General features: G+C 45.6%; 6 protein-coding genes, 2 tRNA genes, 3 rRNA genes and 1 riboswitch. Of the genes, 2 read left to right on the top strand and 9 right to left on the bottom strand.

Annotated elements, in window-relative coordinates:
* Positions 1–17 precede the first annotated feature (17 nt).
* Positions 18–195: riboswitch (Lysine riboswitch) on the top strand.
* A gap of 108 nt (positions 196–303) precedes the next feature.
* Positions 304–1,671 (top strand): lysine-sensitive aspartokinase 3, encoded by a 1,368-nt coding sequence (gene lysC / locus OCU50_RS01535; protein ID WP_060467067.1) that lies wholly within the window; start codon positions 304–306, stop codon positions 1,669–1,671.
* A 116-nt stretch (positions 1,672–1,787) separates the two neighbouring features.
* Here lysC and metH read toward each other — a convergent pair whose 3' ends face one another.
* Positions 1,788–5,465, bottom strand: a complete 3,678-nt coding sequence (gene metH, locus OCU50_RS01530) for a methionine synthase (protein WP_060467066.1) — start codon at positions 5,463–5,465, stop codon at positions 1,788–1,790.
* Between the two features lie 168 nt (positions 5,466–5,633).
* Between metH and OCU50_RS01525 the strand changes: the two genes are divergently transcribed.
* A complete protein-coding gene (locus OCU50_RS01525) occupies positions 5,634–6,914 on the top strand; it encodes a cation:proton antiporter (RefSeq protein ID WP_060467065.1) in 1,281 nt (426 codons plus the stop codon).
* 423 nt (positions 6,915–7,337) lie between these two features.
* Here OCU50_RS01525 and OCU50_RS01520 read toward each other — a convergent pair.
* From OCU50_RS01520 to OCU50_RS01485, 8 genes are all read right to left on the bottom strand, one after another.
* Positions 7,338–7,414, bottom strand: a tRNA-Trp gene (locus OCU50_RS01520).
* A 60-nt stretch (positions 7,415–7,474) separates the two neighbouring features.
* Positions 7,475–7,551 (bottom strand) — tRNA-Asp (locus OCU50_RS01515).
* Between the two features lie 67 nt (positions 7,552–7,618).
* Positions 7,619–7,734 (bottom strand): 5S ribosomal RNA (gene rrf, locus OCU50_RS01510).
* 127 nt (positions 7,735–7,861) lie between these two features.
* Positions 7,862–10,755, bottom strand: a 23S ribosomal RNA gene (locus OCU50_RS01505).
* Positions 10,756–11,162: 407 nt separating this feature from the next.
* A 16S ribosomal RNA gene (locus OCU50_RS01500) occupies positions 11,163–12,715 on the bottom strand.
* Together the 16S, 23S and 5S rRNA genes with 2 tRNA genes alongside form the textbook arrangement of a ribosomal RNA operon.
* Before the next feature lie 697 nt (positions 12,716–13,412).
* Positions 13,413–14,189 (bottom strand): phosphoadenylyl-sulfate reductase, encoded by a 777-nt coding sequence (locus OCU50_RS01495; RefSeq protein WP_060467063.1) that lies wholly within the window; start codon positions 14,187–14,189, stop codon positions 13,413–13,415.
* Positions 14,182–15,909 (bottom strand): assimilatory sulfite reductase (NADPH) hemoprotein subunit, encoded by a 1,728-nt coding sequence (gene cysI, locus OCU50_RS01490; RefSeq protein ID WP_060467062.1) that lies wholly within the window; start codon positions 15,907–15,909, stop codon positions 14,182–14,184. The genes OCU50_RS01495 and cysI overlap by 8 nt, the downstream gene beginning before the upstream one ends.
* A complete protein-coding gene (locus OCU50_RS01485) occupies positions 15,909–17,774 on the bottom strand; it encodes an assimilatory sulfite reductase (NADPH) flavoprotein subunit (protein ID WP_060467061.1) in 1,866 nt (621 codons plus the stop codon). The genes cysI and OCU50_RS01485 overlap by 1 nt, the downstream gene beginning before the upstream one ends.
* Positions 17,775–17,885 lie beyond the last annotated feature (111 nt).

Here is a 17,885-nt window from a genome sequence, read left to right as displayed (position 1 = left end):
GTTCAATGAAACGGCTATCTAGCAGAAGAGGAGCACTGCCCAGGCAGATGTTTTGTGGAACCGCATTTCCAATACAAAACATTTATGGGGAGCAGTGCCGAGATAATAAAAGGATGCAGGACCTTTATTATCGGTTGAGTGGGCTGAATCCCTTCAACTGTCGCCATTTCTATATGGTGAAGAGCTTCTGAGGTTACTATTCTAATAATTCCTCTCTTTTTGCTCTAAAACTCTCTTCGAAAAACATCGGACGTTGGATTACCCAACCGTAATTTTATTTTAGGAAGTCGTGGGAGATATATCGTGAGTGCATCTAATGTAGCTGGTTCTTTTAATGTCGCTAAGTTTGGTGGAACAAGTGTTGCCAACTTTGAAGCAATGAGCCGTTGTGCTGCCATTATTGAAAACAACTCAAAAACGAAACTGGTCGTAAGTAGCGCATGTTCTGGTGTTACCAACTTGCTTGTGGAACTCGCAAGCGGAGTTCAAGACAAAGCTCGCCGACAAGAATTGATGACGCAATTAGCCGACATCCACAATGCTATTCTTGACCAACTTGCTGATCCAATCAGCATCGAAAAAGAAGTTCACAGTATTCTTGATGACATTGCTAGCGCTGCTGAAGCGGCATCATTTCAAGCAAGTACTAAGCTGACTGATCACCTAGTGGCCTGTGGTGAGCTGATGTCGACACACATCCTAGCTCAAATCATTCGCGAGCGCGGAACACCTGCGGTTCGCTTTGATATTCGAGAAGTGATGCGCACCAATGATGATTTCGGAAAAGCAGAACCACAGCTAGAAGAGATTGCCGCTTTGGCAAAAGAGAAATTGATTCCACTGTGCCAGCAACAAGTTGTCGTTACCCAAGGCTTTATCGGTGCTGATAACGAAGGTAACACCACGACCCTAGGCCGCGGTGGCAGTGATTATTCAGCTGCACTGATTGCCGAGTCGGTACAAGCGATTGGCTTAGAAATCTGGACGGATGTTCCGGGTATCTATACTACCGATCCACGTATTGCTCCTAAGGCCTCTCCTATCCCAGAAATCAGCTTCAGTGAAGCATCGGAAATGGCAAACTTCGGCGCGAAGATCTTGCACCCTTCGACTCTCGTTCCTGCACTGCGCCATCAAATTCCAGTATTTGTCGGTTCTTCAAAAGCACCAGAATTAGGTGGAACTTGGATTCGCCAGCAAGTAGAAAGCTCTCCTCTATTCAGAGCACTTGCCCTACGCTGCAACCAAACCATGGTTACGCTGCGTAGCGCTAACATGTTCCATGCTTACGGTTTCCTTGCAAAAGTGTTCGAGATCCTTGCTAAACATAAGATCTCCGTCGATCTTATCACCACATCAGAGATCAGTGTTTCACTTACGTTGGATCAAACAGACACATCCGGTGGTGCTCCTGAATTACCAGAATCAGCGCGTATTGAGCTTGAAGAACTGTGTTCTGTCGATATTGAGCATGACCTGTGCCTTGTTGCTCTTATTGGTAACAACATGAGTGAAAGCAAAGGCTATGCAAAGCAAGTATTCGGCACTCTAGAAGATTTCAACCTGCGTATGATTTGCTACGGTGCAAGCCCTCATAACCTGTGCTTCCTGCTGAATGAGTCTGTTTCTAAGTTAGCGATTCAGAAACTTCACCAAGAATTATTTGAGTAGAAAGCCCGTTTATCATCGACTGATAAATAACTAAATCACGAATACAAAAAGGGTTGCAACCAAGCAACCCTTTCTCTTTTTTACTTGACGAATTCAAGCTCGTCATAGCTTAAAAGCTAATTAATGTTTGGACCTAACCACTTCTCAGCTTCTAACATATCCCAACCTTTACGATCGGCATAACTATCCACTTGATCCTGTTGAATCTGTGCAATAGCAAAGTATCGAGCATCAGGATGTGAAAAGTACATACCAGACACAGAAGCACCAGGCCACATCGCATAGCTCGACGTTAAGGACATATCAATCGCTTTCTCAACATCCATTAATTCCCACAACGTACCTTTTTCAGTATGCTCTGGGCAAGCAGGGTAACCTGGAGCAGGGCGAATACCTTGGTATTTCTCACGAATCAAGTCATCGTTCGATAAGTCTTCATCTGGCGAGTAACCCCAAATATCCTTTCTCACTTCTTTATGCAGGTACTCCGCGAACGCTTCAGCCAATCGATCAGCAACCGCTTGAATCATGATGGCATTGTAATCATCGCCATTGGCTTTGTATTCATCAGCCAATTCACGTTCACCAATACCGCCAGTTACCGCAAAGCCACCAATCCAGTCCGCTTTACCGCTTTCTTTTGGAGCGATGTAATCAGACAAACAGTAGTTAAAGCCTTTTGGTTTCTCTGTTTGTTGACGAAGATTATGCAGAACCTTCAATACCTCAGTACGAGATTCATCGGTATACACTTCAATATCATCACCGACACTGTTGGCAGGGAACATCGCACACATGCCACGCGCTTCAAGTAGCTTTTCTTTCTCCACACGGTCTAACAGATCGTTCGCGTCTCTGAATAAACGTTTTGCCTCTTCACCTACTTCTTCATGGTCAAGAATAGCTGGGTACTTACCAACTAAAGACCACGTCATGAAGAATGGCGTCCAATCGATATAATTACGCAACGTAGCCACATCGAAGTCATTGAATATGTGCACTCCCGGCTTAGCTGGTGCCGGTGGTGTATAAGCATCCCAATCAATGGCCACTTTATTAGCACGAGCTTTTTCAAGTGTCACAGGCTTAGTGCGAGGCTTCTTACGATTATGTTGATCACGAACGCGATCATAATCGATATCCAACTTCTCGACGAAAGCAGGTTTCAATTCATCAGAAAGTAGTGAGGTACACACACCCACAGCACGAGAGGCGTTGTTTACATAAACCACTGGCTCAGAATAGTTCTGTTCAATCTTAACCGCAGTGTGCGCTTTAGAGGTGGTTGCGCCACCAATCAATAGAGGAAGCTTAAAGCCTTGTCTCTCCATCTCTTTGGCTACGTGTACCATTTCATCAAGAGATGGCGTGATCAAACCAGATAAGCCGATAATGTCGACGTTCTCTTCTTTAGCGACCTTTAGAATCTTTTCACAAGAAACCATCACACCTAAGTCGATAATTTCGTAGTTGTTACACTGCAAAACCACGCCAACGATATTCTTACCGATATCGTGTACGTCGCCTTTAACGGTCGCTAACAAAATCTTACCGTTAGTCGCGCCCACTTCTTTGGATGCATTGATGAACGGTTCTAAGTGTGCAACAGCCTGCTTCATTACACGCGCAGACTTAACTACCTGTGGTAAGAACATCTTACCTTCACCAAATAGGTCACCTACAACGTTCATGCCGTCCATTAGAGGGCCTTCAATCACTTCAATAGGACGAGAAGCATTAACGCGAGCTTCTTCGGTATCTTCAATAATAAAGTCGGTAATACCTTTCACCAAAGAGTGCTCTAATCGTTTCTCTACAGGCCAAGTTCGCCATTCTAAAGCTGATTTATCTTCAACTTTCCCCACTGCTCGCTCTAGGTACTCGGTTGCCATATCAAGCAAGCGTTCGGTCGAATCATCACGACGGTTCAGTACAACATCTTCAACAGCATTACGTAGGTCTTCTGGAACGTTATCGTAAATTTCTAACTGACCAGCGTTTACGATGCCCATATCCATACCATTCTTAAAACAGTGATATAGGAATACTGCGTGGATTGCCTCACGAACGTAGTTGTTGCCACGGAATGAGAACGACACATTCGATACACCACCAGAGATCATCGCATGAGGGAGGTCACGCTTGATATCCCCTACTGCTTCGATGAAATCGACCGCGTAGTTGTTATGCTCATCAATACCCGTCGCAACCGCGAAGATGTTCGGGTCAAAAATAATGTCTTCAGGTGGGAAACCCACTTCATCAACAAGGATGTGGTAAGCGTTAGTACAGATCTCGACTTTACGCTCTCGAGTATCGGCTTGGCCAACTTCATCAAAAGCCATCACGATTACTGCTGCACCATAGCGGCGAACCAATTTAGCTTGCTCGACAAACTTCGCTTTGCCTTCTTTCAAGGAGATAGAGTTAACAATACCTTTGCCCTGAATACATTTCAGGCCAGCTTCGATAACTTCCCACTTGGAAGAGTCGACCATGACAGGTACTTTCGAGATCTCTGGTTCAGAAGCACATAGGTTCAGGAATTTAACCATGCACGCCTCTGCGTCTAGCATCCCTTCATCCATGTTGATATCGATGATTTGTGCACCGTTTTCTACTTGTTCTCGAGCAACACTCAACGCTTCATCGTAAAGCTCTTCTTTGATCAAGCGTTTGAAGCGTGCAGAACCAGTAACATTAGTACGTTCACCCACGTTTACAAATAAAGACTCTTTCGTGATTGTCAGAGGTTCCAAACCGGATAAGCGACACGACACAGGTAGGTCAGGCAACTGACGCGGTGTTAACCCCTCTACAGCCTCAGCCATCTGGCGAATATGTTCGGGCGTGGTACCACAACAGCCACCAATTAAATTCAAGAAGCCACTTTCCGCCCACTCTTTAACATGCTCTGCCATCTCTTCTGGTGAAAGATCATACTCACCAAAGGCATTAGGCAAACCAGCGTTAGGATGAGCAGAAACATGACATTCAGAGATACGAGACATCTCGCTGACATACTCTCGTAGTTCATCCGGGCCCAATGCACAGTTCAAACCAAATGAAATAGGCTTAACATGACGAAGGGCGTTGTAGAATGCTTCCGTCGTTTGTCCTGAAAGCGTTCGGCCTGATGCATCCGTTATAGTTCCGGAAATCATCACAGGAAGCGTAATGCCGACTTCTTCAAAAACAGATTCAACAGCAAAAGAACAGGCTTTAGCGTTTAACGTATCGAAGATGGTTTCGATAAGAATAAGATCTGAGCCGCCTTTGATAAGAGCACGAGTGGACTCAGAGTAAGCTTCAACAAGTTCATCAAAGCTAACATTACGGTAACCGGGGTCATTCACATCCGGGGAGATAGAACAAGTTCGGTTGGTTGGACCTAATACACCCGCGACAAAACGAGGTTTTTCTGGGGTTTTTGCTGTCCATTTATCAGCGGCTTCACGAGCCAACTTAGCAGCAGCAAAGTTAATCTCTGCACTAAGACCTTCCATATCGTAGTCAGCCATAGCGATGGTTGTAGCATTAAAGGTATTGGTCTCAAGGATATCCGCCCCTGCTTCCAGATATTTTTCATGGATATCTTTGATAAGATTAGGCTGCGTAAGTACCAATAGGTCGTTGTTGCCTTTTAAATCACTATGCCATTCAGCGAAACGTTTACCACGATAGTCGTGTTCTTCCAATTTATAGTCCTGAATCATGGTACCCATGCCACCATCAATCAGTAAAATTCGTTGCTTCAACAAAGCTTCAATCTTTTGCCTTACATTACTTCCCACGGTACAACCTCATTCCTTTAATTATCTCTCCATCCTATCACACATTAAAAAGGAGTCTAGACGTCTAAAACAGGTAATTGATTACCGACTAATAACAAAAAGTGTTTGCTATTTGAGCATGAGACAACGAAAATTCACGTTTATACTTTGTTACATATTGGAATCCCAATGTCGGTTTACTACACCTTATGTTTCTTGTCTGCAGCAGCCATGCTGATTGCTTTCGTCAATAGTAAAATTGGTAAAATGCAGACAACTATCGCCATTACTGCTGGCTCAATGATTTTATCTCTATTAATTATCATTGCAGGACAAAATAATTGGTTCCAATTGGCTGACATCGCCTCAGAAACCGTTGCCAGTATCAACTTTGAAGACTTCCTACTCAAAGGAATACTAGGCTTCTTACTTTTTGCTGGCGGTTTGGGGATTAAATTACCGAATCTAAAAGACCAGAAGTGGGAAATAACAGTCCTCGCACTTGGTGCTACGCTATTTTCAACATTCTTTATCGGCTTTGTGCTCTATGGATTCTGTCAATTCATCGGTATTCAATTTGACCTGATTTATTGCTTACTCTTTGGGTCTTTAATCTCTCCAACCGATCCAATAGCAGTGTTAGCGATAGTAAAGAAACTTGACGCTCCAAGACGAATCTCGACTCAAATCGAGGGAGAATCTCTATTTAATGATGGCTTTGGCTTAGTCATCTTCGTAACCCTATTTACCATCGCATTCGGCACAGAAGCGCCAACGGTAGGTAGCGTAACCATGCTATTTGTCCAAGAAGCTATTGGCGGTATCGTCTATGGCTTTGCTTTAGGTTTACTGTTCCATTACCTAATCAGCAATACCGATGATCACTCAATGGAATTACTGCTAACGCTCGGCATACCAACTGCGGGCTATGCCTTCGCAGAGGTCCTACACGTATCGGGGCCATTAGCAATGGTAGTCTCTGGAATCATGATAGGAAACTGGACAAGGTTCATTGGCTTTTCAAAAGAGAGTGAGGATCATCTAGACCATTTCTGGGAGCTGATAGATGAATTTTTAAACGGCGTATTATTCTTATTAATTGGTATGTCGATGTTGCTATTTAAGTTCCATCAAGAGGATTGGATCTTAATGGCATTCGCTGTCCCCCTCGTATTAAGCGCTCGCTACCTAAGTGTTTTCTTATCCTATGTCGGATTTAAACGCTTTAGAACTTATAACCCATGGTCAATTAACATTCTCACTTGGGGTGGGCTTCGTGGTGGCTTGGCTCTAGCAATGGCACTTTCAATCCCTTCTGGTATCTGGGTAGTTGAAGAGAAGCTCATCGATGTAAAAGAGATCATACTCGTCATGACCTATGCCGTTGTTGTGTTCTCTATTCTAGTTCAAGGCTCAACCATTACTCCAATGATAGAGAAGGCGAAACAAGCTGAGAAAGAGCTAGATTAACATCTAAAAATATGAAATCAGGCTGCCTAATTTAGGTGGCCTTTTTTTGTGCCTGCTAAAAACTAACCACTCCAAGTTTTTCCACAATCAAAACAAAATATATGTGTAAAAGCTCAAGATGAAAGATATACAGAGATGATAAGAACAATCAAAGGCGCCTATGTGGTCTAAACGCTAGAACTCCCAACACACGCTGTTTTGGTTAGTCGGGGAATCCGCTGCTCTACTAATGACATGTTTCAAAACCAAAAAGTAAAAAAGGCTCCAGCATTTCTGCTAGAGCCTTAAATATGGCAGGGGTGGAGAGATTCGAACTCCCAACACGCGCTGTTTTGGTTAGTCGGGGAACCCGCTGCTCTGTAATGACATGTTTCAAAACCAAAAAGTAAAAAGGCTCCAGCATTTCTGCTAGAGCCTTAAATATGGCAGGGGTGGAGAGATTCGAACTCCCAACACGCGGATTTGGAATCCGCTGCTCTGCCAATTGGAGCTACACCCCTAAAATTTTATCTTACTTCAAATTCGAAAAAACCTCGCACTAGGCGAGGTGATCGAATAAGTGGCGGAGTGGACGGGACTCGAACCCGCGACCCCCGGCGTGACAGGCCGGTATTCTAACCAACTGAACTACCACTCCGCAGTGGTCAACTCACTAAGTGAGCGTCCATATCTCCAGGTCGGTCAACCTAAAGATTTAATTTAAAGCCTGGCGATGTCCTACTCTCACATGGGGAAACCCCACACTACCATCGGCGCTATTGTGTTTCACTACTGAGTTCGGCATGGAATCAGGTGGGTCCACAATGCTATGGTCGCCAAGCAAATTCTGTTTAATTGACGCCTCTGCGACAATTAATAATTCGGAAAACTGATTTAAAAGTCTATCTCTTCAAACTCATTCAAGCGTTTGGTATTGCTTTGAGTCCACAAAACCCCTTGGGTGTTGTATGGTTAAGCCTCACGGGCAATTAGTACAGGTTAGCTCAATGCCTCGCAGCACTTACACACCCTGCCTATCAACGTCGTAGTCTACGACAACCCTTTAGGACACTTATAGTGCCAGGGAAAACTCATCTCAAGGCTCGCTTCGCGCTTAGATGCTTTCAGCGCTTATCGATTCCGAACGTAGCTACCGGGCAATGCCATTGGCATGACAACCCGAACACCAGAGGTTCGTCCACTCCGGTCCTCTCGTACTAGGAGCAGCCCCTTTCAATTTTCCAACGCCCACGGCAGATAGGGACCGAACTGTCTCACGACGTTCTAAACCCAGCTCGCGTACCACTTTAAATGGCGAACAGCCATACCCTTGGGACCGACTTCAGCCCCAGGATGTGATGAGCCGACATCGAGGTGCCAAACACCGCCGTCGATATGAACTCTTGGGCGGTATCAGCCTGTTATCCCCGGAGTACCTTTTATCCGTTGAGCGATGGCCCTTCCATTCAGAACCACCGGATCACTATGACCTGCTTTCGCACCTGCTCGAATTGTCATTCTCGCAGTCAAGCGGGCTTATGCCATTGCACTAACCACACGATGTCCAACCGTGTTTAGCCCACCTTCGTGCTCCTCCGTTACTCTTTGGGAGGAGACCGCCCCAGTCAAACTACCCACCAGGCACTGTCCGTAACCCCGATTCAGGGGCCAACGTTAGAACATCAAAACTACAAGGGTGGTATTTCAAGGACGACTCCATCACATCTAGCGACGCAATTTCATAGTCTCCCACCTATCCTACACATGTAGGTTCAATGTTCAGTGCCAAGCTGTAGTAAAGGTTCACGGGGTCTTTCCGTCTAGCCGCGGGTACACTGCATCTTCACAGCGATTTCAATTTCACTGAGTCTCGGGTGGAGACAGCGTGGCCATCATTACGCCATTCGTGCAGGTCGGAACTTACCCGACAAGGAATTTCGCTACCTTAGGACCGTTATAGTTACGGCCGCCGTTTACCGGGGCTTCGATCAAGAGCTTCGACCGAAGTCTAACCCCATCAATTAACCTTCCGGCACCGGGCAGGCGTCACACCGTATACGTCATCTTACGATTTTGCACAGTGCTGTGTTTTTAATAAACAGTTGCAGCCACCTGGTATCTGCGACTCTCGTCTGCTCCATCCGCAAGGGACTTCACTGATAAGAGCGTACCTTCTCCCGAAGTTACGGTACCATTTTGCCTAGTTCCTTCACCCGAGTTCTCTCAAGCGCCTTGGTATTCTCTACCCGACCACCTGTGTCGGTTTGGGGTACGATTCCTTACAATCTGAAGCTTAGAGGCTTTTCCTGGAAGCATGGCATCAATGACTTCACACCCGTAGGTGCTCGACATCGTATCTCAGCGTTAATGAAAGTCCGGATTTACCTAAACCTTCCGCCTACGTACTTGAACCTGGACAACCGTCGCCAGGCCCACCTAGCCTTCTCCGTCCCCCCATCGCAATTGTAAGAAGTACGGGAATATTAACCCGTTTCCCATCGACTACGCCTTTCGGCCTCGCCTTAGGAGTCGACTTACCCTGCCCCGATTAACGTTGGACAGGAACCCTTGGTCTTCCGGCGAGGGAGTTTTTCACTCCCTTTATCGTTACTCATGTCAGCATTCGCACTTCTGATACCTCCAGCAGCCCTTACAGACCACCTTCAACGGCTTACAGAACGCTCCCCTACCCCACGCACCCTAAGGTACGTAGCCGCAGCTTCGGTGTATAGCTTAGCCCCGTTACATCTTCCGCGCAGGCCGACTCGACCAGTGAGCTATTACGCTTTCTTTAAATGATGGCTGCTTCTAAGCCAACATCCTGGCTGTCTGAGCCTTCCCACATCGTTTCCCACTTAGCTATACTTTGGGACCTTAGCTGGCGGTCTGGGTTGTTTCCCTCTCCACGACGGACGTTAGCACCCGCCGTGTGTCTCCCGGATAGTACTTACTGGTATTCGGAGTTTGCAAAGGGTTGGTAAGTCGGGATGACCCCCTAGCCTTAACAGTGCTCTACCCCCAGTAGTATTCGTCCGAGGCGCTACCTAAATAGCTTTCGGGGAGAACCAGCTATCTCCAGGTTTGATTGGCCTTTCACCCCTAGCCACAAGTCATCCGCTAATTTTTCAACATTAGTCGGTTCGGTCCTCCAGTTGATGTTACTCAACCTTCAACCTGCCCATGGCTAGATCACCTGGTTTCGGGTCTAATCCTAGCAACTGTACGCCCAGTTAAGACTCGGTTTCCCTACGGCTCCCCTAAACGGTTAACCTTGCTACTAAAATTAAGTCGCTGACCCATTATACAAAAGGTACGCAGTCACACCACGAAGGTGCTCCTACTGCTTGTACGTACACGGTTTCAGGTTCTATTTCACTCCCCTCACAGGGGTTCTTTTCGCCTTTCCCTCACGGTACTGGTTCACTATCGGTCAGTCAGTAGTATTTAGCCTTGGAGGATGGTCCCCCCATATTCAGACAGGATATCACGTGTCCCGCCTTACTCGATTTCACTGATGATGATGTGTCGGTTACGGGGCTATCACCCTTTACTGCGCCACTTTCCAGAGGCTTCACCTGCATCATTAAAAGCTTAAGGGCTAATCCAATTTCGCTCGCCGCTACTTTCGGAATCTCGGTTGATTTCTCTTCCTCGGGGTACTTAGATGTTTCAGTTCCCCCGGTTTGCCTCCTGTTGCTATGTATTCACAACAAGATACGTGCTTATGCACGTGGGTTTCCCCATTCAGAAATCCCAGACTCAAAAGGTTATTACTACCTAATCTGGGCTTATCGCAAGTTATTACGTCTTTCATCGCCTCTGACTGCCAAGGCATCCACCGTGTACGCTTAGTCACTTAACCATACAACCCGAAGAAGTTTCGTGTTGATGTCAAATCACCAAGGTTTTTGGTTGTCATCAAGAAGGGTTAATTCTTGATGACTGTTTGCCGGACTCAATGTGATTCAAACAAGTTTGAATCGAATACAAGACACTTGAATGTGTTTGTTGTGTTTATGCTGTTCTTATTCACTAAGAGCAGATAAACATTGAGAACTTTTAAATTTGATTAACTTAATCACAGCCTAGAGCTGTTTGATTTCACTTTTTAAAGTGAAAACCAATTAAGTAATCAGTCAGCTTTCCAAATTGTTAAAGAGCATAAAGCAAAAAGCTTTAATCAATAACTTACGTTATTAATTAAAGCTCTGGCTTTAACTAAATCTAAACCATCAATCTGTGTGGACACTCATCGTCAATATCTTCGTATAAGGAGGTGATCCAGCCCCAGGTTCCCCTAGGGCTACCTTGTTACGACTTCACCCCAGTCATGAACCACAAAGTGGTAAGCGTCCTCCCGAAGGTTAGACTACCTACTTCTTTTGCAGCCCACTCCCATGGTGTGACGGGCGGTGTGTACAAGGCCCGGGAACGTATTCACCGTGACATTCTGATTCACGATTACTAGCGATTCCGACTTCATGGAGTCGAGTTGCAGACTCCAATCCGGACTACGACGCACTTTTTGGGATTCGCTCACTATCGCTAGCTCGCTGCCCTCTGTATGCGCCATTGTAGCACGTGTGTAGCCCTACTCGTAAGGGCCATGATGACTTGACGTCGTCCCCACCTTCCTCCGGTTTATCACCGGCAGTCTCCCTGGAGTTCCCACCATTACGTGCTGGCAAACAAGGATAAGGGTTGCGCTCGTTGCGGGACTTAACCCAACATTTCACAACACGAGCTGACGACAGCCATGCAGCACCTGTCTCAGAGCTCCCGAAGGCACTCCTGCGTCTCCGCTGGATTCTCTGGATGTCAAGAGTAGGTAAGGTTCTTCGCGTTGCATCGAATTAAACCACATGCTCCACCGCTTGTGCGGGCCCCCGTCAATTCATTTGAGTTTTAATCTTGCGACCGTACTCCCCAGGCGGTCTACTTAACGCGTTAGCTCCGAAAGCCACGGCTCAAGGCCACAACCTCCAAGTAGACATCGTTTACGGCGTGGACTACCAGGGTATCTAATCCTGTTTGCTCCCCACGCTTTCGCATCTGAGTGTCAGTATCTGTCCAGGGGGCCGCCTTCGCCACTGGTATTCCTTCAGATCTCTACGCATTTCACCGCTACACCTGAAATTCTACCCCCCTCTACAGTACTCTAGTTCACCAGTTTCAAATGCAGTTCCGAGGTTGAGCCCCGGGCTTTCACATCTGACTTAATGAACCACCTGCATGCGCTTTACGCCCAGTAATTCCGATTAACGCTCGCACCCTCCGTATTACCGCGGCTGCTGGCACGGAGTTAGCCGGTGCTTCTTCTGTTGCTAACGTCAAGAGATAACGCTATTAACGTTACCCCCTTCCTCACAACTGAAAGTACTTTACAACCCGAAGGCCTTCTTCATACACGCGGCATGGCTGCATCAGGCTTGCGCCCATTGTGCAATATTCCCCACTGCTGCCTCCCGTAGGAGTCTGGACCGTGTCTCAGTTCCAGTGTGGCTGATCATCCTCTCAGACCAGCTAGGGATCGTCGCCTTGGTGAGCCATTACCTCACCAACTAGCTAATCCCACCTAGGCATATCTTGACGCGAGAGGCCCGAAGGTCCCCCTCTTTGGCCCGTAGGCATCATGCGGTATTAGCCATCGTTTCCAATGGTTATCCCCCACATCAAGGCAATTTCCTAGGCATTACTCACCCGTCCGCCGCTCGACGCCCATTAACGCACCCGAAGGATTGTCAGTGTCGTTTCCGCTCGACTTGCATGTGTTAGGCCTGCCGCCAGCGTTCAATCTGAGCCATGATCAAACTCTTCAATTTAAGATTTTGTGACTCAACGAATACTGACTTCAAAACTATTATTCATGTAAACATGAACATGTAATTCTAAAGCTATTACCATTCCAACAGAATGGTAATGAATTGACTGTGCTCTTTTTGGTTTTCACTTTAAAAAGTAAAATCAAACAGCTCAAGGCTGTACCAAATTGAATTGGTCACTCAGCTCATTGAAATCAATTTGTTACCGAAGTAACTGTTTTATCTAACGATAAAACGTTTTGATATTCATCAACGAGTGCCCACACAGATTGATAGGTTTAAATTGTTAAAGAGCTTCTCTTCGTTGTGAGTTGCATCACTTCGGAAGAGGCGGCCATTCTAGCGATTTAATTCTCAGTGTCAAACACTTTTGAAAATTAATTTCTACTTTCTAAAAGTAGGAGTAAATAATCACTCAAAGCTAGTCGCCTTACTAACATTCTTCGTTGAAGCCTTGTGGCGTCTACCGTGTCAGTGAGGCGGTATTATAGAGATGTTCCTCACATTGGCAAGTGTTTATTAAAGAAAAATGCAAAAATAACGATTACATGACGAATAAACACCCAAACCCTCATTTCCACAACTTTAACTACAAACTAACTACACAATAACCACAGACTTATCCACAATCTCTCTAATTTCATCCCCTAGAAACTAAAAAAGCTGCCTTATGGCAGCTTTTCAAATGGCAATGAGTTTAAATCCCAGAGCCATATTGCTCTCCATCATCTTCATGAAGGCCACATTCTCGTTTTAACCCATTAAAACGGGTTTCCTCTTCAGTCATGCCCGGTTCCCATTTCTTAGTCGTATGTGTATCTCCGACAGAAAGGTACCCCTGATCGCGAAGTGGGTGGTAACTGAGGCCATGCTCTTCTAAGTAATAATGAACATCTTTATTTGTCCAATCAATTACTGGCAAGAATTTAAACACACCATTTTGGATAGATAAGATTGGCAAGTTTGCGCGCGATTGAGATTGCTCTCTTCTTAACCCTGAAAACCAAGTCCCCGCCTCAAGCTCATCTAACGCCCGTCTCATCGGTTCAACTTTATTAAGTTTGTTGTACTTCTCTATCCCTTCTATACCTTGATCCCAAAGTTTTCCATATTGCGCTTCTTGCCAATTAGGGCTCTGTTGTGCGCGAAAAACTTGAAGGTTTAGTGTCAACTTCTTGCTTAACTCATCTATAAAGCGATACGTTTCAGGGAATAGATAGCCAGTGTCCGTCAGAATAACCGGAATATCTGGCTTTGCTTGAGTGACTAAGTGCAGCATCAACGCAGCTTGGATTCCGAAACTAGAAGACACCACATGTGTCCCTTCTAAATTTTCTAGAGCCCACTTAACTCTTTCTAATGCGGTTAGCTGTTCTAACTCAGCATTTATTTGACTAAGACGAAGTATCTGCTCCGTCTTAGTCAATGTGAGCAGATCTGCTAACTTCAGTTTTGAGGCGACAGAATTATGCATGTAAATCCCTCTTTGAAATGATCACCTCTTCGATGATACCAGTTCGGATTGTAAAATCGCCGAACCCTTCATTGTCTTTACGTTCAGTAGCCCAACGTCCCACTAGAGAATCAATCTCTTCTAAGATCTGAGCTGATGTGATGTTCTCTTTATACATCTTAGGAATACGAGTACCGGCCTTGTTGCCGCCTAAGTGCATATTGTAGCGACCTGGTGCTTTACCCACTAAACCAAGTTCAGCCAACATCGCGCGACCACAACCGTTTGGACAACCAGTGACACGAAGAATGATGTTATCTTCTTCTGGTAATCCATGTTTCTTCAGAATCTCTTCAACATCTGTCACGAACTCTGGAAGAAAGCGCTCCGCTTCCGCCATTGCTAAAGGACATGTTGGGAATGCTACACACGCCATTGAGTTTTTACGCTGCTCAGAAACGGAGTCGTCCATCAAACCATACTCACGGGCGAGTTTCTCAATTTTGGCTTTTTGACTGGTAGATACACCCGCAACAATCAGGTTTTGGTTTGCAGTCATGCGGAAATCGCCTTTGTGGATCTTCGCAATTTCAGCCACACCGGTTTTCAAAGCCTTACCAGGGAAATCAAGTAACCGACCGTTTTCAATAAACAGTGCTAAGTGGTGCTTACCATCAATGCCTTCCGCCCAACCAATGCGGTCACCACGACCAGAAAACTCATAAGGGCGGCTTTCAGAGAACTCTATCCCTGCACGTTTCTCGACTTCTGCTTTGAATACATCAATACCAACACGGTCTAGTGTGTATTTGGTTTTGGCATTCTTACGATTTGAGCGGTTACCCCAATCACGTTGTGTTGTTACAACGGCTGCCGCTACATCTAACGTTTTCTCTAACGGTACAAAACCGAAGTCGTCAGCTTTACGTGCATAAGTCGAGGTATCACCGTGTGTCATCGCAAGGCCGCCACCGACTAACACGTTAAAGCCCACCAGCTTTCCGTCTTCAGCGATCGCGACAAAGTTAAGATCGTTCGCGTGCACGTCTACGTCATTCTGTGGCGGGATCACCACCGTCGTCTTGAACTTACGCGGTAAGTAGTTACTACCTAGGATAGGTTCTTCATCTGTTGTTTCTAGCTTTTCACCATCTAACCAGATTTCTGCGTAAGCACGGGTTTTAGGTAATAGATGTTCACTGATCTTTTTCGCCCATTCATACGCTTCTTGGTGCAACTCAGATTCAACAGGGTTTGTGGTACACAAAACGTTTCGGTTTACATCACCCGCAGTCGCGATTGAATCTATACCAATATTGTTTAGCGTTTGGTGCATCAACTTAATGTTCGGCTTCAATACACCATGGAACTGGAAGGTTTGACGTGTTGTTAGACGGATAGAACCATAAGAGGTGCTTTCATCTGCGAATTTATCAATCGCTAACCACTGCTTCGGAGTGATGATTCCACCAGGCATACGCGCACGCAGCATGACATTATGCAAAGGCTCTAACTTTTGCTTGGTACGTTCATTACGAATATCACGGTCATCTTGCTGATACATACCGTGGAAACGGATCAGCTGAAAGTTATCTGCGGTAAAACCACCAGTGATGCGGTCTTGAAGATCTTGTTCAATCGTACCGCGAAGATTATTACTTTCACGCTTCAGACGTTCATTGTCAGCCAAAGGGCCAAGTACTTGACCTAGCACTTCTTGCTCTATTACTTGCTTGCTCATTAGTACACATCCCTTTGGTAACGTTTCGCTTTACGTAAGTCATTAATATATTGTTCAGCTTGTTCTCGGCTCTGGTTGCCATGTTTTTCAGCAATCGTGACTAGTGCTTCATGAACATCTTTCGCCATTCGGGTCGCATCACCACAAACATAAAGGTATGCGCCCTCTTGAAGCCATTGCCAAACCTGCTCTGCCTGTTCGATTAAACGGTCTTGAACATAAACCTTTTCTTTTTGGTCACGGCTAAAAGCAACATCCAATTTGGTTAACGCACCAGATTTAAGGTACTTCTGCCATTCAACTTGGTATAAGAAATCTTGAGTAAAAGTACGGTCACCGAAGAACAACCAGCTCTTGCCTTCAGCATCATTGTTTTCACGCTCTTGAACGAAACTACGGAATGGCGCAATACCAGTCCCCGGGCCGACCATGATTATTGGTGTGCTGTCGTCTTGTGGCAGCTTAAAGTTATTGTTGTTCTCAACAAACACCTTCACTTCACCGCCTTCTTCCAAGCGCTGAGCTAGGAAACTAGAGGCGCCCCCCAGACGAGACTCTTCACCTTTTTGGTATTCAACCAGACCAACCGTCAAGTGAACTTCTTCATCCACTTCTGCTTGGCTTGATGCAATAGAATAGAGACGTGGTGTTAACTTACGTAAAAGGCCGATCAACTCATTAGCTGATAGATTGGTTCTTTTTTCTGCTAATACATCGACGATTTGAGTGTTACCAGAGTATTCGCGAAGCTTGTCTTTATCTTCCACCAGCTTGATTAACTTCTTACTACCCGACAGCTCTGCAAACTGAGTTACAAGTTGAGGGTTTGACGTCGTAATCTCGAATTTACTGACGAGTGCACTATGGACAGATAAGTTTTCACCATCGACATCAACACTTTCAATACCAGACAACCCAACCTTAGAAAGGATCTGATTCGCAAGCTCTGAACTGTTTTCGTACCACACTCCCAGCGCATCACCTGGCTGGTAAGTAATACCTGATTCATCAAGATCAATCTCGATATGACGCACATCTTTACCCGAGTCGCGACCGGTGATCTTTTGACTCGTCAGTAATGTCGCTGTGTATGGGTTTTGTTTGGTATATTGAGAATGACCCGCGGCCACTTGACCAACTGGTAATTGAACGACATCGGCTTCTGTGCCTGTCGATAATGTCTCTTTTACTTGCTCTAATGCTTTAGCGCGCCATTCCGTTGCTGACTCTTCGTAATCAACATCACAATCAAGACGGTCAACAAATGATTTAGCGCCAAGCTTAGCGAGGAAGTTATCGAAATCTTTCCCGGTTTGGCAGAAGAACTCATAGCTTGAATCACCTAAACCAATCACACCGTATTGTAGGTTTGGTAATTTTGGTGCTTTCTTCGATTGAAGGAATTCATGCAACTCAATCGCGTTATCAGGCGCTTCACCTTCGCCATTAGTGGAAGCCACAAAAATCACGTGTGTCTCTTTGGCTAGGTTTTTACCTTTATAGTCACTGGCATCGAAAAGCTCGACAGCAATACCTAACGCTTTCGCTTCAGCCTCAAGCGATTCAGCAACACCTTTCGCATTCCCCGTTTGAGACGCGAAGATAATACTTAACTTACCCGCAGGTTTTGCGGCCACAGCTGCAGCGGCTTGAGCAATAGGTGCAGCGGCGCCCACAGGCTGAGCTTGGCTCACCCCCCAAAGGTAGCCACTGACCCATGCCAGTTGCTGAGAAGATAATTCAGAAACAGTTTGCTGAAGATGACCCAATTGTTGGTCATTAAGTGGAGCGGCGAGCCCAGGTAGCTCATTAGCCCCAGACTGTGCATTATTATTTTGTGAAGACTCTTTCTTATTTAAAGACATGGTCACGACATCCCTAATCATTGCGTGACCATAGATTAACCACTCCTTTTAATAACAAGAAAGAATAGAAAAGTATGTTTTATAACTTTTTGGAAGTAAAAAGCGATTGAA

Source organism: Vibrio toranzoniae (assembly GCF_024347655.1).
GTDB classification, from domain to species: Bacteria; Pseudomonadota; Gammaproteobacteria; order Enterobacterales; family Vibrionaceae; genus Vibrio; species Vibrio toranzoniae.
Note: the sequence above shows the minus strand (reverse complement) of the source record. Positions and strands in the feature narration are given on the sequence as shown.

Excerpts from the sequence above, each read along its gene's own strand:
- OCU50_RS01525 (WP_060467065.1), top strand. The coding sequence starts at position 5,634 with ATGTCGGTTTACTACACCTTATGTTTCTTGTCTGCAGCAGCCATGCTG.
- OCU50_RS01495 (WP_060467063.1), bottom strand. The coding sequence starts at position 14,189 with ATGCATAATTCTGTCGCCTCAAAACTGAAGTTAGCAGATCTGCTCACA.
- cysI (WP_060467062.1), bottom strand. The coding sequence starts at position 15,909 with ATGAGCAAGCAAGTAATAGAGCAAGAAGTGCTAGGTCAAGTACTTGGC.
- OCU50_RS01485 (WP_060467061.1), bottom strand. The coding sequence starts at position 17,774 with ATGTCTTTAAATAAGAAAGAGTCTTCACAAAATAATAATGCACAGTCT.